This window comes from Bradyrhizobium sp. USDA 3311, assembly GCF_054062495.1.
Map to the genome: position 1 here is coordinate 2,746,265 of NZ_JBSSFI010000001.1, position 19,838 is coordinate 2,766,102.

The following is a 19,838-nucleotide window of genomic DNA, read 5'->3' on the forward strand; positions in this document are numbered from 1 at the left end:
AACAGCCGGTCCGGGGATGCGTTCCGGGCCGGACCGGACATGGTTAGCACTTCGTAAACGTCTTGTTCTTGCCGATCGCCGCGCTAGGCTGGCCGCGAAACAAAGAAAATCAGGGGGAGGGACCACCATGGATCGACGCGATCTCTTGCGCGCGGTTGCGGCATTGCCGTTGTTGCGGGCTGCGTTACCGGACCAGGCGCTCGCGCAGGGCTATCCGGCCCGCAACATCACCATGATCGTGCCGTTTCCGGCCGGCGGCCAGGCCGATCTCGCCGCGCGCCCCGTGGCCATGGCGCTGGAGCGGATCCTCGGCAAGCCCGTGATCGTCGACAACCGCGCCGGCGGCGGCGGCGGATCGGTCGGCAATGCCGCGGCGGCGCGCGCCGAGCCGGATGGTTACACGCTGCTGATGACCCTTTCGTCGCTCGCGGTGCTGCCGGAGGCCGACCGGCTGTTCGACCGTCCCGTCGCCTACGAAGTCTCGCAGTTCATGCCGATCGCGCGCGTGCTCGCCGATCCCACGCTGCTCGCGGTGCCGGTCTCGGCACCATGGAAGACCGCGCAGGATTTCATCGAGGACGCGAAGAAGCGGCCGGGCCAGATCACCTATGGCTCGTCCGGGCCGTACGGCACGCTGCATGTGGCGATGGAGATGTTTGCGAACAGCGCCGGCATCAAATTGCTGCATGTGCCGTTCCGCGGCGCCGGTCCCGCGCTCACCGCGTTGCTCAGCGGCACCGTGCAGGCAATCGCGGCCGCGCCCGGCACGCTGAAGCCGCAGGTCGACGACGGCAAGCTGCGCGTGCTCGGCAATTGCGGTGCGCGACGCATCGCGAGCTTCCCCGACGTGCCGACCTTCCAGGAGCTCGGCTACAAGGATGTCGAGATGTACATATGGGCCGGGCTCTTTGCACAGAGCTCTCTTCCCGCGCCGATCGCGACCCGGCTGCGCGAGGCCATGGCGCAGGTGATGGCGAGTCCGGAGGTCCTCAAGTCCTTCGAGGCCTCCGGCAGTCTCGTCGCCTATCAGGACGCGCCGGAGTTCTCGCAATTTGTGGCGACCGACAGTGCGCGGCTGATCACGGCCGTGAAGAAGATCGGCCGGGTGGAGTAGGTTCCGGCCTGACCTTCACATTTTTTTGTTCGTCCAGAACCTGCCCGCGTCTCATTGATTGATGAGAATTCGAGAAACTCTGGAAGGAATCGAGACATGCGAACAGAGCGGATTGCGCTGGGTGTGGCGCTCGCGATTGGCGGCATCGTCGCGCAAGGCGCAGCATTCGCCGAAGAATATCGCGGAACCATGGAACAGCAGATGGCCTGCACACCGGATGTGTGGCGCCTGTGCAGCGACCAGATTCCGGACGTGAGCCGCATCACGGCTTGCTTGCAGCAGAACACGCCCCAGCTCTCCAGCGCCTGCCGTGCGGTGTTCCAATCCAACAACCAGATGCAGCCGCAGCAGCCGGTCCCGCGAGGGCGGGCGGTGCCGCCACCGCGCTACAATGCTGCGCCGCCGCCCCCGCAGCCGCGGCCTTACGATGAGGACGATTAACGTCTCTTAAGGCCTGATTTCGCAGACATCGATCCATTCGGCCGCGGTCAGCTCGGCCATCCGCTCGGGCGTGATGCGCACCGCGCTGTGAGTCGAGCCTGCGGCCGGCACCACCACGTCGAACGCCTTCAGCGATACGTCGCAATAGACCGGCAGCGGCGCCTTCAGTCCGAACGGACAGACGCCGCCGACCTCGTGGCCGGTGATCTCGGCGACCTCTTCCAGCCCCAGCATCTTCGGCTTGCCGCCGAACTGCGTCTTCACCTTCTTGTTGTCCATGCGCGAGGTGCCGGCGGCGACGATCAGGATGACGCGCTCGCCGATCCGCAACGACAGCGTCTTGGCGATTCGCCCCGGCTCGACACCATAGGCCTCGGCCGCCAGCGCCACGGTCGCGGAGCTGATCGGGGATTCAATGACGGAGATGTCGGGGGCTTTCTCGGCGAAGAAGGCGCGAACGGATTCCAGGCTCATTCCAGTCTCACGGGCGGGCGGCGTACCTACCTCAGATGATACTTGGCAGCTCGGAGAGTGCGCGGACGCGGTGGTCCGGCGCAAAGCCAAGCTCGTCCATCTGGGTGCGGATCGCCTTGAACATCGTCAGCGGTGCCACGAGTTCGTTCTCGACGCAAGCCAGCGCCATGGCTTCCGGCGTCACCCGTTCGATCCAGGCGACGTTCAGCCCGAACGATTTCGCGCCGGCCACGTCCCAGGGATTGGAGGACACGAACAGAACCTCGTCAGGCTTGGTAGCGAGCACCTCGCCGATCAGCTCATAGGCCTTCGGGCTCGGCTTGAAGACCTTCTTGGCATCGACACTGATGGTGGCATCGAGCAGGCCGTCAAGCTTGGTGTTGCGCACGAGCCCGTTCAGCATGTCCGGACTGCCGTTGGAGAGGATGGCGAGTTGTCGGGGCTTCAAGGCCGCAAGCGCGCTTGTTGCATCCGGATAGAGATCGAGATGCAGATACTTTTCGATCACGCGCTCGAATTCCTCGCGCTCATAAGCGAGCCCAAGGATGCGCAGCGTATAGGCGAGTGAGTCGCGCGTGACCGCGTCAAAGTCCTGGTAGCGCTGCATCAGAGAGCGCAACCACGTGTATTCGAGCTGCTTGATGCGCCAGACCTGCGTGATGATCTCACCATAGCCCGGAAACGCATCCTCGGTGATGTCAGCGACCGACTGGATGTCGTAGAGCGTTCCGTAGGCGTCGAAGACGACGGCTTTGAGGCTCATTGGCTCGCTCCTTTGGGATCTTTGCGGGAGGCGCACGGACAATACCGAAACGGCCCGGTGCGCGACAAGGTCGGAACCTTCTTCAAGAAATCGTCACCCCGGCGGCGTCGCGCAGCAGATTGACACTGCCGCCGGCAGGCGCTTAATTCGAGGCACGGGGATTTGCGATCTCCCCGCGAGGCGACATGCCCAAGTATCGCGTCCTGGTCACCAAGGACGCTGCATGTCTGCTTTCATCTCGATCTCATCACAGAAATTGTCCCGTCAATTGGTGCCGCCAGCGCGCCGGTCTCGTCGATGTCCGTATCGACGAGGACCGCGCGGTCTATTTGCGCACGCGACAAGACGGCGAGCACCAAGAGCTAGCGAGTACGCGGGGGACGTTGGGGACGACGATCAAGTGGAGGACTTCATGACCACGAATACCGACCGCCGAGACTTCATCAGGGGCGTGGGGGCCGCCGCGGCGTCGACCGCACTACTCGCGGGGACGCAAGCCCTTGCGCAAGCCAATCAGCCAACAGGAGCCAAGCCAATGACATACCAGCCCAAGCCGATGCCGTTCGATCCGAAATCCATTGCCGGCATCTCGGAGAAGGTGCTCGTCAGTCACTACGAGAACAACTATGTCGGCGCCGTAAAGCGACTGAACGCGATCGGAACGCAACTCGCCGAGCTCGACTTCGCGAAAGCTCCGAACTTCGTCATCAACGGCCTGAAGCGCGAGGAACTCGTCGCGTCAAACTCGATGATCCTCCATGAAATCTATTTCGACGGGCTCGGCGGTGCCGGCAAGCCGAGCACAGCACTTGCCGAGGCGATCGCGCGCGATTTCGGCAGCATGGAGCGGTGGCGCGCGGAGTTCTCCGCCATGGGCAAGGCCGAAGGCGGCGGCTCCGGCTGGGTGATTCTTTCCTACTCACCGCGCGACAAGCGGCTGGTCAATCAGTGGGCCGCCGACCACACGACGACGCTGGCCGGCGGACGCCCCGTGCTGGTGCTCGACATGTATGAGCACGCCTATCACATGGATTACGGTGCCGCGGCCGCGAAGTATGTCGACATCTACATGGAAGCGATCAAATGGGACAACGCTGCGACACTCTACGATCAATACAGGCGGGAAGCTTAGACGTCGTGCGAAGAATGAGCGTAGCGCTCTTGGGGGTGGCGTTGTTCCTATTGTCGGTGGAAGGAAACGCGATGGCAGACACTGTAAATTTTGACAACGCAGCAACCGGCGCAGCGCCCGAAGGTTGGACTCTGACGAAGACGGGTCGCGGCCAGCCAAAATGGACGGTCGAGGCGGAGTCGACGGCGCCAAGCAAGCCGAACGTCCTGAAACAATCCGGTCAGGCGACGTTTCCAGTGGCGCTCAGGAACGGCACCAGCATCCTGGACGGGTTCGTCGAGGTCAAGTTCAAGGCGATCGCAGGCTCCGAGGATCGTGCGGCCGGTATTGTCTGGCGCGCAAAGGATGCCGACAATTACTATGTCGTGCGGGCCAACGCGCTTGAAGACAATGTCGTGCTCTACAAGACGATCAAGGGTGTTCGCAGCGCGCTCGATATCGTCGGCCGGAAAGGTGGCTATGGCGTCAAGGTATCGGTGCCATCAGGTCAATGGCATTCCCTACGCTGCGAATTCGCGGGAAAGCTATTCAAGGTGACGTATGACGGCAAGCCGATGTTCGAGGTCGAGGACGAATCGATCAGGGACGCCGGCATGATCGGCTTGTGGACCAAGGCCGACAGCGTCACCGTATTCGACGACCTGACATACGGTGCGCTGCACTAGCACTACTTTGGCAGATTGTTGATTTCACCTCGATTTATTGGATTCCCGAATCAATTTTTCAATGATTCATGGGTGGTCGGCTCTTGGAGGGCTGACCATGCCGGGATGGGAAGACGAACTCGAACGCTGGCTGATGCCGTTCTTGGACCGGCTGGGTCATAAGACCCGACAGCGGATGTGTCCTCTATATGTTGCGGGATTGATCGGTCCTGGCGATCGCAAGAGCGTTCAGCCGATGGCGGAACGCCTTGCCACGAGCAACTACGACCAGTTGCACCATTTCATTGCGGACGGTGTCTGGGACGCGACGCCGCTGGAGACAGAGCTGCTCAACCAGGCGGACCGACTTGTCGGCGGCAGCGATGCGGTGCTGGTTATTGATGACACCTCACTGCCGAAGAAGGGTGAGCGCTCGGTCGGTGTTGCGGCTCAATACGCGTCGGCTCTCGGTAAAACGGCAAATTGCCAAACGCTGGTGTCTTTAACGCTTGCGCGCGGCGAAGTGCCAGTGATGGTCGCGTTACGTCTCTTTTTGCCTGACAGTTGGACAAGCGACATGTCTCGTTTGAAGCGCGCTCGCGTGCCAGTCGAACACCGAACGCCACGGTCCAAGCCGGAGATTGCTTTGGCCGAGATTGACCGCGCGATGGCAGCCAACGTGCGCTTTGGATGTGTGCTGGCGGATGCAGGATACGGCCTCAGCGCACCGTTTCGACAAGGGCTAACAGAGCGCGGGCTGGCCTGGGCTGTCGGCATCCCTCGGCACCTGAAAGTGTATCCGGTCGATGTGAAGCTCATTTGGCCGATTACCAAAGTCCGCGGGAAACCACGAAAGCACCACGTGCCCGATATCTTATCGATTGCGGCAGAACAAATGCTGGCCAGCGCCAAATGGAAAACCGTGAGTTGGCGTAGCGGGACGAAAGGTCGGCTCAAAGCCCGATTTGCTGCTCTCCGTGTCCGGACCGCCGACGGCCCTCCGCAGCGGATATGGGATAAAGGTCAGCAGCATCTCCCAGGCGACGAAGCCTGGCTCATTGGCGAGCAACGCGCCTCGGGAGAGAAGAAATACTATCTCGCCAATCTTCCGGCGATGACGGATCTGCGCACGCTGGCCGCCACCATCAAGGCACGGTGGATTTGTGAGCAGGCGCATCAACAGTTGAAGGAGGAACTTGGACTTGATCACTTCGAAGGGCGATCATGGCAAGGTCTTCATCGCCACGCCCTTATGACAATGATTGCCTACGCCTTCCTGCAACATCGTCGCCTCGCAAACGCGGGGCGGAAAAAAAAGAATCAACGGGCCTCCGCCTCAACCAACCATGCCCGCCGTACGTCACGCCATCGTCGATCTCATCCTTCGGCCGCCGCCCCAGCAGTGCCCATATTGCCGAAAGCAAATCCTTGAAAAACAGCGGCGAAAACACATTCTGCCAAAGTAGTGCTAGGGCGCGTACTCATTAATCGGGACGCCGTTAGACGTCCGCTATGCCCCCGATAGCGGCGCGAAAGCGGACGTCGCAGGACTTCCGCGTTGGGCCAAAGGCGGCCGTTGCACACCATCTCTTGAACTGGAAGGAGAGGCCGCCTTGCAAACGGCATCTCCTTCGCGCGGGAGGCGATGATGGATGAGCGATGTCGTCAAGTCCTGATGAACGAGAGCAGGTCGGGGTTGAGGACATCCGCATGTGTGGTGAGCATGCCATGGGGGTAGCCTGGATAAGTTTTCAGCGACCCGTTCTTAAGCAGGTTGACCGCACGCGGCACGGTACTTGCGAATGGGACGACTTGATCCGCCTCGCCATGCATCACCAGCACCGGCACGGTGATCTTCTTGAGATCCTCGGTATAGTCTTCGAGCCAAGAGTCGACAGTCGTATAGTGAGCGAGGGCACCACCGGCCATGCCTTGGCGCCACCAGTTGGCGATAATGGCCTCCGAAGGCTTGGCTCCGTCGAGATTGTAGCCGTAGAACGGATTCTCAGGGACGAAACGGTAGAACTCCGACCGGTTACCCAACATACCTGCCCGGATCGCTTCGAACCACTCCGGCGGTTGACCGGACGGATTGTCCTCGCTCCGGTACATGTTCGGCGTCAGTGAAGCGACCAGTACGGCCTTCGCGACGCGCGCCGGGTGGCGAGCAACATAGCGAGCGACCTCACCGCAACCTGTCGAATGCCCGATATGTATCGCGTCGCGCAGGTTGAGGTGTTCAGTCAGGGCCGCGAGGTCGGCAACCCAGTGGTCCATGTCGTTGCCGGTGCCGGGCTGGTCGGACCGGCCGTGGCCGCGCCGGTCGTGGGCGATCACACGATACCCGTGATGAAGGAAGAACATCATCTGGGCATCCCAGTCGTCCGCTGTCAGCGGCCAGCCGTGGCTGAACACGATCGGCTGACCTGATCCCCAATCCTTGTAGAAGATGCTTACGCCGTCTGTAGTCGTGATCGTCGACATCGAGTCGCTCCATCTGCTCTGTTAGATCTTTGTTGAAAAGTTTGCGGACGGGGGTCTAAAAAAGCAGGCAGGCGCAAGCTGATCAGGCCACAGATCGCGCCCCCTGGCTTTCCAAAAGACACGATGTTCAGCGGCCTCGCCGGCAAGCCCTTGTCGTGCCAACACCCGATCGCCGACGCGTTATCGCCGGATCCGGCGCGGCGCTATTCGTCGCTCCTGCGCATTCGCGCGCGTTTCCCGCTAAATGAGGGACGCCACTCTCGATCGCGCTGCAGAATTGTCGAGGCCGTACTGAATTGCGATCACGCCGTTCCTATCGGCCTGGAGTGCTGGGATCACTTTGCTGAAGACGATACTATGCTTCGGCGAAGACATTGTTCGTTGTCCTTTTTTTGGTTGAAGACTGCGAAACGGTAAATCCCCCTTTGGCTCCTGACCAAGACCTTGTAGGCTTCGAGCTATGCCTGGAAGATATACGAGGGATCATGGAGCTCCGGCACCTGCGCTATTTCGTTGCCGTCGCTGAAGAAGGCAGCCTGCTGAACGCCGCCGAACGGCGACTGAACACCTCCCAGCCGTCCTTGAGCCGGCAAATTCGCGATCTGGAAGCCGAAGTCGGCGTCCAGTTATTGGAGCGCCAGGCGCGCGGCGTGACGCTGACCGCTGCCGGACGCGTGTTTCTCGATCATGCGCGGCTGGCGCTGCTGCAGGTCGAGGCCGCAACGGAAGGGGCCCGGCAGACGGCGCAACCGCAAAGGCCCGTCCTCTCGATGGGCTTTCTCGTCGGGCTGGAGGTGATGTGGCTCCCCCAGTTGCTGCGCATCCTCCGCGAGGAAGCCCCCGATGTCGACGTGACGCTCAGCACGCAATCTTCGCCAGAACTCGCACTGGCATTGATGCGGGGAAAGCTGGACATCGCTTTCCTTCGTCCGGAGAAAGACAACGAGGGCGTCGTCTTCAAGATATTGGCGAAGGAGCCCTTGATTCCCGTGCTGCCGGCCGAACACCGCTTGGCATCACGGAAGAAGATTCGTCCGCAGGATCTCGCCCGCGAGATCTATGTCAGCTCGGCAAGAACATCGCCGGTCTTGCAGGAGGTCATACATAATTACGCATCTCGGGTCGGCATTACCCTCAAGGCGAAGTATGAAGGCGAAAACATATCATCGGCCATGTCGCTCGTGGCTTCCACAGGCGGAATTAGCCTCGTCCCGCTCTATGCGCAGAACATGCTTGCACCGAACGTCGTCGCCAGAGCGCTCGAGGGCGGCACGCCGACGGTCGATCTGGCGCTGGGATACAATCGGACTAATCCGTCGCCCCTGCTCCGCCGTCTTTTGTCCCGCGCGGATGAATTGGTTGCAAACGTTCAAATCAGAGCATCATTCGCTACGTTGAAGCTGACTAGTAGCCGATGCGAGAGTCCGCTAATGGGATGGTCCGGCCGTGCTCCTGCCCCGCCAGCGATAAGCTGGCCAGGGGCGCCAAGACAAGGAGCACGCCATGTCCCAGACACCCAGTACCGCGATCGCCGTGATCGGCATCGATATCGGCAAAAACTCGTTCCACGTCGTGGGCCACGATACGCGCGGCACCGTCGTGCTGCGGCAAAAGTGGTCGCGTGGCCAGGTCGAGGCGCGGCTCGCCAATATGCCGCCTTGCCTGATCGGCATGGAAGCCTGCGTCGGCGCACATCATTTGAGCCGCAAACTCGCATCGTTAGGTCACGATGCCAGGTTGATGCCGGCCAAATATGTCCGCCCTTATAGCAAAGGACCGAAGAACGACTTCAATGACGCCGAAGCGATTGCCGAAGCCGTGCAGCGCCCGACGATGAAGTTCGTGGCGACCAAGACCGCGGAGCAACTGGATCTGCAGGCGCTGCATCGGGTGCGCGAGCGGCTGGTGTCGCAACGCACCGGCATCATCAACCAGATTCGCGCCTTCATGCTGGAACGCGGGATCGCGGTGCGCCAGGGTATCGGCTTCCTGCGCACAGAACTGCCCACCATCCTTGCGACGCGCACCGATGCCCTGTCGCCACGCATGTTGTGTGTCATCGAGGAGTTGGCAGGCGACTGGCGTCGGCTGGATCAGCGCATCGATAGGCTCTCCGGCGAGATCGAAGCACTGGCCCGTCAAGATCAGGCATGTTCGCGCCTGATGACGGTGCCTGGCATCGGGCCGATCATTTCGAGCGCCATGGTGGCCGCGATCGGCACTGGAGACGTCTTCTCCAAAGGCCGTGACTTCGGCGCCTGGCTCGGGCTGGTGCCCAAGCAGATCTCGACGGGAGACCGCACGATCCTCGGCAAAATCTCAAGGCGCGGCAATCGCTACCTCCGCGTTCTGTTCGTCCAGGCGGCATGGGTGGTGCTGGTCAGGATCAAGAACTGGGAACGTTACGGACTCAGATCCTGGATCGAAGCCGCCAAGAAGCGATTGCACCACAACGTGCTGGCGATCGCACTCGCCAACAAGCTTGCCCGCATCGCCTGGGCGGTGCTGGCTAAAGGACGCGCCTTCGAGCTGACAAGGACCAACGATGCAGGCGTCCGACCCGCTTGATCGTCGCGCCGTGCTCGGCGCGGTCAAGGCGCGGCCTGGCAACGCCGGAGCCAGCCGCAAGCCAAGCGCAACGGCCGGCCTTGACCGCCCGTGCGCGCGACGCGACGCACGTCCTGCGGGCCGGGACGAAGGAACGGCCCCCGGCTCGAACACAGGAACTGCGAGGTAGGAGGAGCAAGCGATGACGTAACCCCATCAACAGGTTCCAGCCGAGGTCTGCGAGAGGATGAGACGAGATGGAGGTTCGGTCTTCCCGGCGCATGCGAACACTGGTGACCCAAATGGCCCAATCGAGGCCTGTCCGCTAATGAGAACGCACGCGCGCTGATATCCATGATGGCCCGGAGAAAATGCTCCAACCAAAGGCCGGATACATTGATGCAAGACCACACCACCTGATCGACGAACCTCTTGCTACGCACGGCCGGACCATACATAGGGTCATTTGCGACCGACATGGGTTATCCGCTCCATGTCCGATCTATCCCCGATAGCGACCGAACGGCGGACGCGCCCAGACCATGCGGGTGGTAGCAGAGCAGCGCGAGATCGGCGAGCACGGCATCACTCTAGGGCGCGGGCTCTTAAGTCCGATCAGCCGGCGAAAGCATGCCACTCCCAGAACCTTCACAAGCCTAAGCCGGAAGCCAGTCTTGATATGCGTCAATCTGTCGGAGCGCAAAGCGGCTAGTAGTAAAGCCTTTCTAGCCAGCGTCGGAGCGCGACATGGTAAAGTGTGGTTGGTTGATAATTGCCGGCCTTACCGCTGCTTTCGCTGCCGCGGCTCAGGCTGAAGACCTCGACATCGGCAAGTCAGAATTTCAGTCTTCGTGCGCGAGTTGTCATGGCGCGGATGCAAAGGGCAAAGGACCGGTCAGCGACCAGCTCAAGATCCCGCCTCCCGATTTGACGGTGTTGGCCAAGAACAACAACGGGGTCTTTCCCACGAACGCTGTCTATGAAACCATAGATGGATCGAAAACAATTCCTGCTCACGGCACTCGTGAGATGCCAATTTGGGGGGAACGATTCAACCCCATTGTCAACTTGCCTCACTATGTTGATCCGTCTTATTGGAAGATGGCCGGGCCGGAGCAAAGCCCCGAAGTCGTCGTGCGAAAACGCATCCTCGCTGTTGTCGATTATCTCAGCCGCGTTCAGCAAAAGTAGCAACCGACGAGCATAAGATTACTTGCCCATCCCGCTTAGCGCCCGCTAAAGCGGAAAAAGTTTGCATGCGCCACAACCGACGAAGCAGCTGCACCACCAACCAGCCCGATGAACTCCCGCCGCTTCATATTGCCTCGTGATGCGCCCGGGAGTCTTACTGCCCTGTTTGCCAAACCGCGATGTCCGAAGCGGGTCGAGGCCGACATCTGCCCGGCCCGATGCCGTGCCTTCTTTGGGGTCAAAACGCGAAAAACTCAACGTGAGCAAGCTCAGTCCGCTATGCCCCATTGAACGGACCTCAATGAGGCGTGCTACCACTTCGCTGATGGGCCAGAAGCCGACCTCGCGATTGGCTTATGGGCCCGGCACCATCATGGTCGGCTCTTCCAGCAGGGAAAAGTCGTAGCCCTCGCAGCTAACATTCGGGTTGGTGGGCGCAAACATGCCGAGCGGGTTGTCCTTGAACAACCAGGCATGCAGATCATAATGCACAAACTCCTTTGGAATGAGCGGCCAGTGTCCTTCCATCGGGCCCATGAAGGGTTGGTCGAAGAGAGAGGGGCGCTGCTTGGTATCTGCCGTTAGAGGCACCAACCACTCAACAGCCACGAGCTTCAATTCCTTGCCCACAGGTTCGTAGATCAATACGTTGGGCTTCATCGGATCGGGAGCGCCCTGCACTGTGACATTGGCAAAGTGCACTCCCATAGCGCCTTTGGCATACTCCATGTGGTGCGGAACTTTCTCGCCAGAATAGTGCACGCAGCCCACCGTCGACAGGTAGAGGTCGCGCACGGCTACCTTGTAGTCCTGATATTTCTCCAGCGATTTGCGCAACGCGTCGAGCTGAGCCTTGTAAGGCTCTTCTGCTGCAATTGGTCTGAGGGCCGCACCGATAAAAGCAAGACCTAGCGCGGCGACGAAGGTACCACGGACATATTTGCGCATGTTCCCTCCTAGCTTTTCATCAAAGCAATGTCGGAATGAACTGGCCGAACCAAGGGTGAGGGTTTTTGCCATTTCCGACAAGACGATAACAACCTCATGGCCGCCAATCGCGATAGAAAAATGGTGGTACTCCCTCTTGGGCGTACATGGGCCTTTGATGGCTCAGCCGACAGACCGCGTTCTTCATCGCCCGACTGTCATGAGGATGTCTCAATCGGGTCATCAGCGGCAATGCGCTGACCGAGCGGAACATTTCCGCTAAGCCTTCAAGACCGGACTTCTGCGCGTTAAGAGTACACGCCCTAGATTAAAGTCGACGTCGACCAGCTCACGTCGGAGAAACCATGCTCGCTCGCACCCTGCTTGCGGCCACCGTCCTGTTGATGCTCGCGCACCCGGCAATGGCGCAGGCGCCGCTCGCGACCTACAAATCCTTGAGTCCCGGGCTGGCGCTTGATCTGGCAAGTGAGGGTTTCTGTCCTCGGCATCGAAGCCCTCATCAGCTCGGCGACGTTGCTTGACTCACGTCAAGAACACGCGTGGCGCAGCGTGTTAGTCGGGAAACTGGGGCGGTACCATTCGAACCATGGACACGAAGCAATGGTCACGCAAAACAACATCAATTTCTTCACCAACTGGGCCAAGGAGCGTCTTGACGAAATGGAAGCAACGGTGACCTCGCTCGAAGCCAGGGCTTCCGAGGTGCAGTCGGAAGCGCGTGAGAAGGCCACGAAGGTTCTGGCGGATCTCTGCAAGCAGCGCGACGAATTCCGCGACACCGTGAAGAAGCAGTCGGAGGTCGGCGAGGCCGCCTGGACCCAGGCAAAATCAAGGATGGAAGCCGATTGGCGCGTGTTCGAGACCGAGGCCGGAAAATACGTCGAAAGCTTCGGCAAGCAGATCGAGCAGCAACAGGCGACGTTCAAGCTTCAGGCCGAAGCGCAGCTCAAGGCGTGGCGCGAAGCCGCCGACAAGCTCGGCAGCGATGCCAAGAACTTTGCGTCCGAGCGCCGCGGCGACATCGACGCAGCCCTGAAGCGCATGAATGCCGATGCAATCGAGGCGGAGAAAAAACTGGAGAAGCTCAGAGAGGCGGGGACCCACTCATGGTCCGCACTCATGGCGGCCCTGGCGGAGACCCGCCTTGCCTTTGATCGTGCCAACGAGGCGGCGCGGGAGGCTTTCAAGCGAGCTGCCTGATCAGGCGTGGTGAACTTCCGGAGACCGCCGTCTGGCGGTCTCCTTGCCGTCGGCAGCTCGAGCGTTGCCCTGCCACGCCAGCGGCCTTCTCAGCGTCCGCGCTAGATGCCCAGCAGCTTGCGCGCGTTGGCCTTCAGCACCTTCGGCCGGATCTCGTCGCGGATGTCGATCTTGGCGAAGTCCGACAGCCAGCGGTCCGGCGTGATCACCGGCCAGTCCGAGCCGAACAGCATCTTGTCCTGCAGAATCGAGTTGATGTAGCGCACCAGGATCGGCGGGAAGTATTTTGGCGACCAGCCCGACAGGTCGATGTAGACGTTCGGCTTGTGGGTCGCGACCGACAGCGCCTCTTCCTGCCAGGGGAAGGAGGGATGGGCGAGGATGATCTTGAGATCGGGAAAATCGGCCGCGACGTCGTCCATGTACATCGGGTTGGAATATTTCAGCCGCATCCCCATGCCGCCGGGCATGCCCGAGCCGACGCCGGTCTGGCCGGTGTGGAACAGCGCGATGGCGCCGCCATTGTTGATCTCTTCGTAGAGCGGATAGGCCATGCGGTCGTTGGCATAGAAGCCCTGCATGGTCGGATGGAATTTGAAGCCGCGCACGCCGTATTCCTCGATCAGCTTGCGCGCCTCGCGCGCCCCGAGCTTGCCCTTGTGCGGGTCGATCGAGACGAACGGGATGAGGACGTCGAGATGGTCGGAGGCGACCTCCAGCATCTCGTAATTGTTGTAGCGGCGGAAACCGGTCTCGCGCTCGGCGTCGACCGGGAAGATCACGGCGGCGATGTTCTTGGAGCGGTAGTAGGCCGCGGTCTCCGGCACGGTCGGCGGATGCTTGTTCGGCGACTTGAAGTACTCCGCCATCTGCGCCTGGAAGTCGTCATAGCCGTCGTCAGCGTGGCAGCCGCAGGGCTCTTCGGCGTGGGTGTGGATGTCGATGGCGACGACATCGTCGATATTGGGCAGCTTCAGCTTCGGCATTGGTTTCCTCCCGACGGGTTGCCAAATTGATTATATGATATAACGAATTTGGCAAGGCGTCGCTGGAAGCAAAACCGCAGCCCGCAAAAGTCATTGCCGTGCCTGGCCTCTGATGCGGCAGATCGGGCCGATCCGGCCGCTTCTATTGTGCATGGGGTTGTTTTCGCGAATTTGCCGGTTCGGAACCGGGCAGTTAACATTGACATGACCTCCCGCCATGCCTTAAGAACCGCCCCGTCCCGGGCGGTCGTCCGCCAGCGGGAAAAATCTCATTTTGCCACATTCGCGCGTGCCGAAACGGTAGTGCCGAACACGGCCTTTCGAACGTTCAGGATTCCGCCATGAAGGTCCGTAACTCGCTGAAATCGCTGCGCGGTCGCCATCGCGCCAACCGCCTGGTCCGCCGCAAGGGCCGGGTCTATGTGATCAACAAGGTGCAGCGCCGCTTCAAGGCTCGCCAGGGCTGAGTTTGCCCTCGCGGTCGCCTTCGCGTGCCCCGCAAGACCACGGTCTCACATGAGTTTGACGCCGCCTTTGCTTTGCAAGGGCGGCTTTGCGCGTCTAGACTTCGGCCATGGCAGTCAGATTCCCTTTCGCGCGCACCCTGTGTCTGGCCCTTGCTTTGGGAGCCGCCGGCCTCGCTCCGGCCGCGGCGCAGCAGGTTGAGCCGCCGACCCCGCCCGGCAAGCAGAAGAAGCTTCCCGAAGCGCCGGCCAAGCTGCCCAAGGTCGATCGCACCAAGAATCTCGATTTCCTGTTCGGCGCGCTGAAGGCGGCGCCCGACGATGTCAGCGCCAAGCATGTCGAGGCGCGGATCTGGGCGATCTGGCTCCAGACCCCGAGCGATACCGCCTCGCTGCTGATGGCGCGGGCCAAGACCGCGGTCGACGCGCAGAAGATCGACGTCGCGATCAAGCTGCTGGATTCGGTCATCAAGCTCAGGCCCGACTACATCGAGGCCTGGAACCGGCGCGCCACGCTCTACTACATGCAGAACGACTACGGCCGCTCGCTCGCCGACATCCAGCAAGTGCTGATCCGCGAACCCCGCCATTTCGGCGCGCTCGCGGGGCTCGGCATGATCATGCAGGAGGTCGGCGACGAGAAGCGCGCGCTCGAGGCCTACCGCAAGGCGCTCGCCGTCAATCCGCACCTCGAGAAGATCCCCGATCAGGTCAAGGCGCTGACCGAAAAGGTCGAAGGCCGCGACATCTAGAGCACGATCCGGACCCGAAGGGCCGCGCCAGCGCAAAGGGATAGTTTGATCATTTCCCGAGCGATTGCGGCGCACGCGGATTAACCACGATCACACGCGTCGCATGAGCTGGGGTATCGCCAATGCGGCCGCAGGCCTACCTGCATGGCAGGAGCAAAGCCATGAAGCGTTTGATTTTTGCGGGTAGCTTGTTGCTCGCGTCGGGAACGGTGAGTCTCGCCGACGGACTGTTCTGGGTGGTCGGCAACCGCGCCACCGGCAAATGCAACATCGTGACCAGCAATCCGGTCATCATCGGCGACATCTGGTTCGGCGATGGTCCCTACAAGTCCAGGGCCGACGCCAAGCTCGCCCGCTCGACCATCCGCGCCTGTCCCGCGGTCAGTCCCGATGACGAAAAGGACGAGGACAAGACGGACTAGGTCCGGCCCGCAACCTAATGCAGGGCGGCGCCGCCGCGCTCGGCGAGGCCGCGATCGGCCACTGCGGCGTAAGCCCTGGCGAGCTCCGCCTCGAGATGCTCGTTGATCAGGAGCAGCGCCCGCACGGCACCGCGCAGGTCACCGTTGCAGCTTGCGACAATCTCGTCGATTGCAGTGTCGTTCGATCTGAAGCTCATCGAAATTCTCCGGTTCAAATCAGGACAAATCCTGCCGGCCTGTCCCGCATCCCCTGAGGTCGCGAGGAGGATCGGCGCCCACCCGCGCCTAAATGGCGGAACCGACCATGGCGATTATATGGAAACCGCTATGACGACCGCATGAAGCTGGTCCGAAGCCTGCGCGCAATCAGGAATTAGATTGATTCTATTGAGTTTTTCTGGCCCTCGATTATGCACATATCCACAGCCCCTCATTTCCGGTGGAAGTGCTGAAGCGCCTGGGGCGAAACTGCCGCGTGCCACGCCCGTAATTGCCAGGTGCCCTATTACGTCCGGATTCTCTCCATGATCGTGATGACAGTCGTGACGGCGCTGGTTCTGCTGGCGCTGGTCACGCAGGGCGGAATCGTCGCCGTGCAACGCGCCTTTCCGCCACAGGGCCGGATGATCGAGGTCGATGGCGCGACGCTTCACGTCGTCGACATCGGCCCGCGCGATTCAGGCCTGCCGGTCGTGATGCTGCACGGCGCGAGCTCCAATCTCGAAGCGATGCGACGCCCGCTCGGCGATCTCCTGGCAAAAGACCATCGCGTCGTCCTGATCGACCGTCCCGGCCATGGCTGGAGCACGCGCGCGCGGCGGCAGGATTCGACGCCGCAGATCCAGGCACGGATGATCGACGAGGCGCTTCGTAAGCTCGGAATCGATCGTGCGGTGTTCGTCGTGCATTCCTGGAGCGGGGCGCTCGGCGCGCGCCTCGCGCTCGATCATCCCGGCCGCGTCGCCGGCCTCGTGATGCTGGCGCCCGTCACGCATCCCTGGCGCGGCGGCGTCGGCCGCTACAACGAACTCATCGCAGCGCCCGTGATCGGCCCGTTGCTCGCCTACACCATCACGCTGCCGCTCGGGTATTTCGTCGCCGAGTCCGGCGCGCGCAATGTGTTCCTGCCGCAGACCATGCCCGATGGTTTCGTGCAGCACTCCGCGACGCCGCTGCTGCTGCGGCCGCGCGAGTTCATCGCCAATGCCTATGATCTGGTGACGTTGAAGGCGTCGGTGGCTGGGCAAGCCGCGCGCTATGGCGAAATATCGGCCCCGGTCACGATCATCGCCGGCGAGCCCGACAAGACGGTGAAGACCAATATCCACGCGCGCCCGTTCGCAGCTCAGGTGCCGAATGCAAAGCTGATCGTGCTGCCCGATCTCGGCCACATGGTGCAGAACGCCGTGCCGGATCTGGTGAAGACGGAGATCGAGACGATGATCGGGAAAATCGTGCCCGCGCAGGCGGCCGCCGACTGAAGCGTTTTCGAGCGAAGCGGATACCGGTTCGCGTGAAGAAAACGCGTCCAAACAAGAAGCCGGAGCTTCGGCTCTGCTTCAATCAGAACCGAAGCTCTGGCGGCCGCCTCTCGCGCGCTTACTGCTTGATCTTCCCGTCCTTGTCGAACTGCGAGACAAAGGTCCAGAGATTGTTGATCTCGGTCTCGTTCTTGATGCCGGCGAACGCCATCTTGGTGCCGGGGATCTTGGCCTTGGGGTCCTTGATGTACTCCTTGAACGTGGCTTCGTCCCAGGTGATGCCGGAATTCTTGTTCGCATCCGAATAGCTGTAGTCCGGCGCAGTTCCCGACTTGCGGCCGTTGAGGCCGTTGAGCTCGGGGCCGACCTTGTTCTTGGCGCCTTCGCCGATCGCGTGGCAGGCCAGGCACTTGTTGAACGACGTCTTGCCCGCGGCGGCGTCCTGCGCCATCGCTTTGGAAGACATGGCGGTGGACGCTGCGGCAGTCATGGCGAGGGCAACTAGCGCGCCGAAAGTCAGTTTTGTCATAAGGGTGCTCTTCGTCTCTTCCCGGGTCAGATGGAGGGTCGTGGTTTTGGCAGGTCCAGGGCAAGTGGACAAGCCGCGAATCCTTGACAGGTTTCCTGATAGCAGACTTGCCCCAGAGAGAACTTGCGCTGCAACAATGCAATGCGACCTTCGGAGGACCTACCCAAAGACGGCAAGACATGATTGATTTGCCGGGACAATTTCCTCCGTCGGACGAAGGCTTCGTAATATGGCCATCATGATGCCCGCAAGCGACCAGGCAGTGCTGGCGCGTCGCAGCGAGATCGTCGCCGCCTTGCGCGCAATCGTATCAGGCGAAGGCGTGATCGACAGCGCCGCCGAGATGCGGGCCTATGAATCCGACGGGCTGACCGCCTATCGCCAGCCGCCGATGGTCGTGGTGCTGCCCGATACGACCGAGCAGGTCTCGCTCGTCCTGAAATATTGTGCCAGGCAGGGCATCAAGGTGGTGCCGCGCGGCTCCGGCACCTCGCTGTCCGGCGGCGCGCTGCCGCTCGAAGACGGCGTGCTGCTCGGGCTCGGCAAGTTCAAGCGCATCCGCGAGATCGATTTCGACAACCGCGTCGTCGTCACCGAGCCCGGTGTCACCAATCTGGCGATCAGCCAGGCGGTTGCGCATGCCGGCTTCTATTACGCGCCCGATCCGTCCTCGCAGATCGCCTGCTCGATCGGCGGCAATGTCGCGGAGAATTCCGGCGGCGTGCACTGCCTCAAATACGGCATGACCACCAACAACGTGCTGGGCTGCGAGATCGTGCTGATGAGCGGCGAGATCCTGCGGATCGGCGGCAAGGGGTGCGAGAACGCCGGCTACGACCTGATGGGCGTCATCACCGGCTCCGAAGGTCTGCTCGGCGTCATCACCGAGATCACGGTGCGCATTCTGCAAAAGCCGGAGACGGCGCGCGCGCTGATGGTCGGCTTCGCGGAGGTCGAAGCGGCCGGCGAATGCGTGGCACGCATCATCGGCGCCGGCATCATTCCCGGCGGCATGGAGATGATGGACAAGCCCGCGATCCACGCCGCGGAAGCCTTCGTCCATGCCGGCTATCCGCTCGACGTCGAGGCGCTGCTCATCATCGAGCTCGACGGTCCCAAGATCGAGGTCGACGAGCTGATCACGCGCGTCGAGACCATCGCCAATGCCTGCGGCTCGACCACCTGCCAGATCTCGACCTCGGAGGCCGAGCGCAACCTGTTCTGGGCGGGCCGGAAAGCCGCGTTTCCGGCCGTCGGCCGCATCTCGCCCGACTATCTCTGCATGGACGGCACCATCCCGCGCGGTGCGTTGCCGAAGGCGCTGGCGCGCATCCGCGAGCTATCGGAAAAATACCAGCTCGGCTGCGCCAATGTGTTCCACGCCGGCGACGGCAATTTGCACCCGCTGATCCTCTACGATGCCAACAAGCCCGGCGAGATCGAGCGGGCCGAGGCCTTCGGCGCTGACATTCTGCGCGCCTGTGTCGAGTTCGGCGGGGTGCTCACCGGCGAGCACGGCGTCGGCATCGAGAAGCGCGATCTGATGCCGGAGATGTTCAGCGAGATCGACCTCAACCAGCAGCAGCGGCTGAAATGCGCCTTCGACGCGCAGGGCCTGCTCAACCCCGGAAAAGTGTTTCCGACCCTGCACCGCTGCGCCGAGCTCGGCCGCATGCACGTGCACGCGGGCAAGCTGGCGTTTCCGGACATTCCGCGGTTCTAGGCGCTCGCGCGGAGGGAAGGGGCTTGCGATGCAAACCTCTTCCCTCCGAAACGCTTACAGCAGCCCGTATTGCGCCCGCTCGCGCTTCGCCAGTAGCGGCAGGGCTTCGCCGGCGATGTACGTCTTGAAGTGCCCGCTCTCCTGGTGCGCCTTGAAAGCGGCCTCGTCGCGGAACAGCTCGTAGAACAGGAACTGGGCCGGATTCTCCCTGGCGCGTGAGATCAGGAACAGCTTGACGCCGTCCTCGCGCTGCGCCTCGGGCAGGAAGCGGTCGAGGATCGCGGCGACCTTGTCGGCCTCGCCGGGCTTGGCCTCCCATTGCGCGACGACGAGCAGGCCGCCGCCGTCGACGGCGTCGCTGAGGGATTTCTGCGTGGCATAGTGGTTCATGGTCTTTCCTCCTTGCTGCTGGGCTTGAGATGACGACGTCCACGGCGAGAGATAGATCGCCAGGACGGCACCGAAGGCGGTGATCACCGACCTGCGGCTGAATGTTTCGTGGACGCGCGGCGCCGGCCGCGCATATGTCGATCGCTCCATGTG

At 61.7% G+C, this 19,838-nt stretch carries 21 protein-coding genes and 1 pseudogene; 14 read left to right on the top strand and 8 right to left on the bottom strand.

From position 1 onward, the window contains the following. Positions 1 to 127 precede the first annotated feature (127 nt). Positions 128 to 1,114, top strand: a complete 987-nt coding sequence (locus tag ACVWW6_RS12930; RefSeq protein WP_271552513.1) for a tripartite tricarboxylate transporter substrate binding protein — start codon at positions 128 to 130, stop codon at positions 1,112 to 1,114. Positions 1,115 to 1,210: 96 nt separating this feature from the next. Further along, positions 1,211 to 1,555, top strand: coding sequence for a hypothetical protein (locus ACVWW6_RS12935; RefSeq protein ID WP_011090291.1), 345 nt, complete (start codon positions 1,211 to 1,213; stop codon positions 1,553 to 1,555). Positions 1,556 to 1,561: 6 nt separating this feature from the next. Here ACVWW6_RS12935 and ACVWW6_RS12940 read toward each other — a convergent pair whose 3' ends face one another. Both ACVWW6_RS12940 and ACVWW6_RS12945 read right to left on the bottom strand, forming a co-directional pair. Beyond that, complete coding sequence (locus tag ACVWW6_RS12940) at positions 1,562 to 2,029, bottom strand: YbaK/EbsC family protein (RefSeq protein ID WP_011090290.1); 468 nt, start codon at positions 2,027 to 2,029, stop codon at positions 1,562 to 1,564. Between the two features lie 31 nt (positions 2,030 to 2,060). Continuing rightward, positions 2,061 to 2,792 (bottom strand): haloacid dehalogenase type II, encoded by a 732-nt coding sequence (locus ACVWW6_RS12945; RefSeq protein ID WP_271552510.1) that lies wholly within the window; start codon positions 2,790 to 2,792, stop codon positions 2,061 to 2,063. 535 nt (positions 2,793 to 3,327) lie between these two features. On the opposite strand from ACVWW6_RS12945, the gene ACVWW6_RS12950 reads away from it, so the two are divergent. From ACVWW6_RS12950 to ACVWW6_RS12960, 3 genes are all read left to right on the top strand, one after another. After that, positions 3,328 to 3,924 carry a superoxide dismutase gene (locus tag ACVWW6_RS12950; RefSeq protein ID WP_028173935.1) on the top strand — a complete coding sequence of 199 codons (597 nt, stop codon included), beginning with the start codon at positions 3,328 to 3,330 and terminating at the stop codon, positions 3,922 to 3,924. A 71-nt stretch (positions 3,925 to 3,995) separates the two neighbouring features. Continuing rightward, on the top strand, positions 3,996 to 4,589 hold the full coding sequence (locus ACVWW6_RS12955) for a hypothetical protein (protein ID WP_456680825.1): 594 nt from the start codon (positions 3,996 to 3,998) through the stop codon (positions 4,587 to 4,589). 61 nt (positions 4,590 to 4,650) lie between these two features. Then, positions 4,651 to 6,000 carry an IS701 family transposase gene (locus ACVWW6_RS12960; RefSeq protein ID WP_456680778.1) on the top strand — a complete coding sequence of 450 codons (1,350 nt, stop codon included), beginning with the start codon at positions 4,651 to 4,653 and terminating at the stop codon, positions 5,998 to 6,000. A gap of 233 nt (positions 6,001 to 6,233) precedes the next feature. Here ACVWW6_RS12960 and ACVWW6_RS12965 read toward each other — a convergent pair whose 3' ends face one another. Then, a complete protein-coding gene (locus ACVWW6_RS12965) occupies positions 6,234 to 7,052 on the bottom strand; it encodes an alpha/beta fold hydrolase (RefSeq protein ID WP_011090285.1) in 819 nt (272 codons plus the stop codon). A 485-nt stretch (positions 7,053 to 7,537) separates the two neighbouring features. On the opposite strand from ACVWW6_RS12965, the pseudogene ACVWW6_RS12970 reads away from it, so the two are divergent. From ACVWW6_RS12970 to ACVWW6_RS12980, 3 genes and pseudogenes are all read left to right on the top strand, one after another. Continuing rightward, a pseudogene (locus ACVWW6_RS12970) lies at positions 7,538 to 8,338 on the top strand (LysR family transcriptional regulator); the annotation flags it as partial. A 217-nt stretch (positions 8,339 to 8,555) separates the two neighbouring features. Then, positions 8,556 to 9,620 (top strand): IS110-like element ISBj4 family transposase, encoded by a 1,065-nt coding sequence (locus tag ACVWW6_RS12975; RefSeq protein WP_011087397.1) that lies wholly within the window; start codon positions 8,556 to 8,558, stop codon positions 9,618 to 9,620. Between the two features lie 726 nt (positions 9,621 to 10,346). Next, complete coding sequence (locus ACVWW6_RS12980) at positions 10,347 to 10,790, top strand: c-type cytochrome (RefSeq protein ID WP_011090283.1); 444 nt, start codon at positions 10,347 to 10,349, stop codon at positions 10,788 to 10,790. 354 nt (positions 10,791 to 11,144) lie between these two features. On the opposite strand, the gene ACVWW6_RS12985 is transcribed toward ACVWW6_RS12980, so the two are convergent. After that, entirely contained in the window at positions 11,145 to 11,738 is a 594-nt protein-coding gene (locus tag ACVWW6_RS12985; RefSeq protein WP_028174598.1) for a hypothetical protein, read from the bottom strand. 453 nt (positions 11,739 to 12,191) lie between these two features. Between ACVWW6_RS12985 and ACVWW6_RS12990 the strand changes: the two genes are divergently transcribed. Further along, positions 12,192 to 12,938, top strand: coding sequence for a sll1863 family stress response protein (locus ACVWW6_RS12990; RefSeq protein WP_456680826.1), 747 nt, complete (start codon positions 12,192 to 12,194; stop codon positions 12,936 to 12,938). A 101-nt stretch (positions 12,939 to 13,039) separates the two neighbouring features. On the opposite strand, the gene ACVWW6_RS12995 is transcribed toward ACVWW6_RS12990, so the two are convergent. Then, positions 13,040 to 13,924 (bottom strand): 4-hydroxyphenyl-beta-ketoacyl-CoA hydrolase, encoded by an 885-nt coding sequence (locus ACVWW6_RS12995; protein ID WP_011090280.1) that lies wholly within the window; start codon positions 13,922 to 13,924, stop codon positions 13,040 to 13,042. A gap of 341 nt (positions 13,925 to 14,265) precedes the next feature. On the opposite strand from ACVWW6_RS12995, the gene ykgO reads away from it, so the two are divergent. The 3 genes from ykgO (at position 14,266) to ACVWW6_RS13010 (ending at position 15,562) form a co-directional block, all read left to right on the top strand. After that, on the top strand, positions 14,266 to 14,391 hold the full coding sequence (gene ykgO, locus ACVWW6_RS13000; protein ID WP_006611362.1) for a type B 50S ribosomal protein L36: 126 nt from the start codon (positions 14,266 to 14,268) through the stop codon (positions 14,389 to 14,391). A 107-nt stretch (positions 14,392 to 14,498) separates the two neighbouring features. Further along, complete coding sequence (locus ACVWW6_RS13005; protein WP_456680827.1) at positions 14,499 to 15,140, top strand: tetratricopeptide repeat protein; 642 nt, start codon at positions 14,499 to 14,501, stop codon at positions 15,138 to 15,140. Positions 15,141 to 15,301: 161 nt separating this feature from the next. Beyond that, positions 15,302 to 15,562 carry a hypothetical protein gene (locus ACVWW6_RS13010; protein ID WP_161536758.1) on the top strand — a complete coding sequence of 87 codons (261 nt, stop codon included), beginning with the start codon at positions 15,302 to 15,304 and terminating at the stop codon, positions 15,560 to 15,562. Between the two features lie 14 nt (positions 15,563 to 15,576). Here the strand turns inward: ACVWW6_RS13010 and ACVWW6_RS13015 are convergent, their stop codons facing one another. After that, on the bottom strand, positions 15,577 to 15,759 hold the full coding sequence (locus ACVWW6_RS13015; RefSeq protein ID WP_161536757.1) for a hypothetical protein: 183 nt from the start codon (positions 15,757 to 15,759) through the stop codon (positions 15,577 to 15,579). 327 nt (positions 15,760 to 16,086) lie between these two features. On the opposite strand from ACVWW6_RS13015, the gene ACVWW6_RS13020 reads away from it, so the two are divergent. Further along, positions 16,087 to 17,043 (top strand): alpha/beta fold hydrolase, encoded by a 957-nt coding sequence (locus ACVWW6_RS13020; RefSeq protein ID WP_404524102.1) that lies wholly within the window; start codon positions 16,087 to 16,089, stop codon positions 17,041 to 17,043. Positions 17,044 to 17,161: 118 nt separating this feature from the next. On the opposite strand, the gene cycA is transcribed toward ACVWW6_RS13020, so the two are convergent. Further along, positions 17,162 to 17,572 (bottom strand): cytochrome c-550 CycA, encoded by a 411-nt coding sequence (cycA, locus tag ACVWW6_RS13025; RefSeq protein ID WP_011090276.1) that lies wholly within the window; start codon positions 17,570 to 17,572, stop codon positions 17,162 to 17,164. 229 nt (positions 17,573 to 17,801) lie between these two features. Between cycA and ACVWW6_RS13030 the strand changes: the two genes are divergently transcribed. Continuing rightward, positions 17,802 to 19,295 (top strand): FAD-linked oxidase C-terminal domain-containing protein, encoded by a 1,494-nt coding sequence (locus ACVWW6_RS13030; RefSeq protein ID WP_028174604.1) that lies wholly within the window; start codon positions 17,802 to 17,804, stop codon positions 19,293 to 19,295. Between the two features lie 54 nt (positions 19,296 to 19,349). Here the strand turns inward: ACVWW6_RS13030 and ACVWW6_RS13035 are convergent, their stop codons facing one another. Next, entirely contained in the window at positions 19,350 to 19,835 is a 486-nt protein-coding gene (locus ACVWW6_RS13035) for a putative quinol monooxygenase (protein ID WP_074077533.1), read from the bottom strand. Between the last annotated feature and the right edge of the window lie 3 nt (positions 19,836 to 19,838).

What these genes read in the sequence shown, in the direction of transcription:
- ACVWW6_RS12930 (WP_271552513.1), top strand. Translation starts at nt 128, where the DNA reads ATGGATCGACGCGATCTCTTGCGCGCGGTTGCGGCATTGCCGTTGTTG.
- ACVWW6_RS12935 (WP_011090291.1), top strand. Translation starts at nt 1,211, where the DNA reads ATGCGAACAGAGCGGATTGCGCTGGGTGTGGCGCTCGCGATTGGCGGC.
- ACVWW6_RS12940 (WP_011090290.1), bottom strand. Translation starts at nt 2,029, where the DNA reads ATGAGCCTGGAATCCGTTCGCGCCTTCTTCGCCGAGAAAGCCCCCGAC.
- ACVWW6_RS12945 (WP_271552510.1), bottom strand. Translation starts at nt 2,792, where the DNA reads ATGAGCCTCAAAGCCGTCGTCTTCGACGCCTACGGAACGCTCTACGAC.
- ACVWW6_RS12950 (WP_028173935.1), top strand. Translation starts at nt 3,328, where the DNA reads ATGACATACCAGCCCAAGCCGATGCCGTTCGATCCGAAATCCATTGCC.
- ACVWW6_RS12955 (WP_456680825.1), top strand. Translation starts at nt 3,996, where the DNA reads ATGGCAGACACTGTAAATTTTGACAACGCAGCAACCGGCGCAGCGCCC.
- ACVWW6_RS12960 (WP_456680778.1), top strand. Translation starts at nt 4,651, where the DNA reads ATGATTCATGGGTGGTCGGCTCTTGGAGGGCTGACCATGCCGGGATGG.
- ACVWW6_RS12965 (WP_011090285.1), bottom strand. Translation starts at nt 7,052, where the DNA reads ATGTCGACGATCACGACTACAGACGGCGTAAGCATCTTCTACAAGGAT.
- ACVWW6_RS12975 (WP_011087397.1), top strand. Translation starts at nt 8,556, where the DNA reads ATGTCCCAGACACCCAGTACCGCGATCGCCGTGATCGGCATCGATATC.
- ACVWW6_RS12980 (WP_011090283.1), top strand. Translation starts at nt 10,347, where the DNA reads ATGGTAAAGTGTGGTTGGTTGATAATTGCCGGCCTTACCGCTGCTTTC.
- ACVWW6_RS12985 (WP_028174598.1), bottom strand. Translation starts at nt 11,738, where the DNA reads ATGCGCAAATATGTCCGTGGTACCTTCGTCGCCGCGCTAGGTCTTGCT.
- ACVWW6_RS12995 (WP_011090280.1), bottom strand. Translation starts at nt 13,924, where the DNA reads ATGCCGAAGCTGAAGCTGCCCAATATCGACGATGTCGTCGCCATCGAC.
- ykgO (WP_006611362.1), top strand. Translation starts at nt 14,266, where the DNA reads ATGAAGGTCCGTAACTCGCTGAAATCGCTGCGCGGTCGCCATCGCGCC.
- ACVWW6_RS13005 (WP_456680827.1), top strand. Translation starts at nt 14,499, where the DNA reads ATGGCAGTCAGATTCCCTTTCGCGCGCACCCTGTGTCTGGCCCTTGCT.
- ACVWW6_RS13010 (WP_161536758.1), top strand. Translation starts at nt 15,302, where the DNA reads ATGAAGCGTTTGATTTTTGCGGGTAGCTTGTTGCTCGCGTCGGGAACG.
- ACVWW6_RS13015 (WP_161536757.1), bottom strand. Translation starts at nt 15,759, where the DNA reads ATGAGCTTCAGATCGAACGACACTGCAATCGACGAGATTGTCGCAAGC.
- ACVWW6_RS13020 (WP_404524102.1), top strand. Translation starts at nt 16,087, where the DNA reads ATGATCGTGATGACAGTCGTGACGGCGCTGGTTCTGCTGGCGCTGGTC.
- cycA (WP_011090276.1), bottom strand. Translation starts at nt 17,572, where the DNA reads ATGACAAAACTGACTTTCGGCGCGCTAGTTGCCCTCGCCATGACTGCC.
- ACVWW6_RS13030 (WP_028174604.1), top strand. Translation starts at nt 17,802, where the DNA reads ATGGCCATCATGATGCCCGCAAGCGACCAGGCAGTGCTGGCGCGTCGC.
- ACVWW6_RS13035 (WP_074077533.1), bottom strand. Translation starts at nt 19,835, where the DNA reads ATGGAGCGATCGACATATGCGCGGCCGGCGCCGCGCGTCCACGAAACA.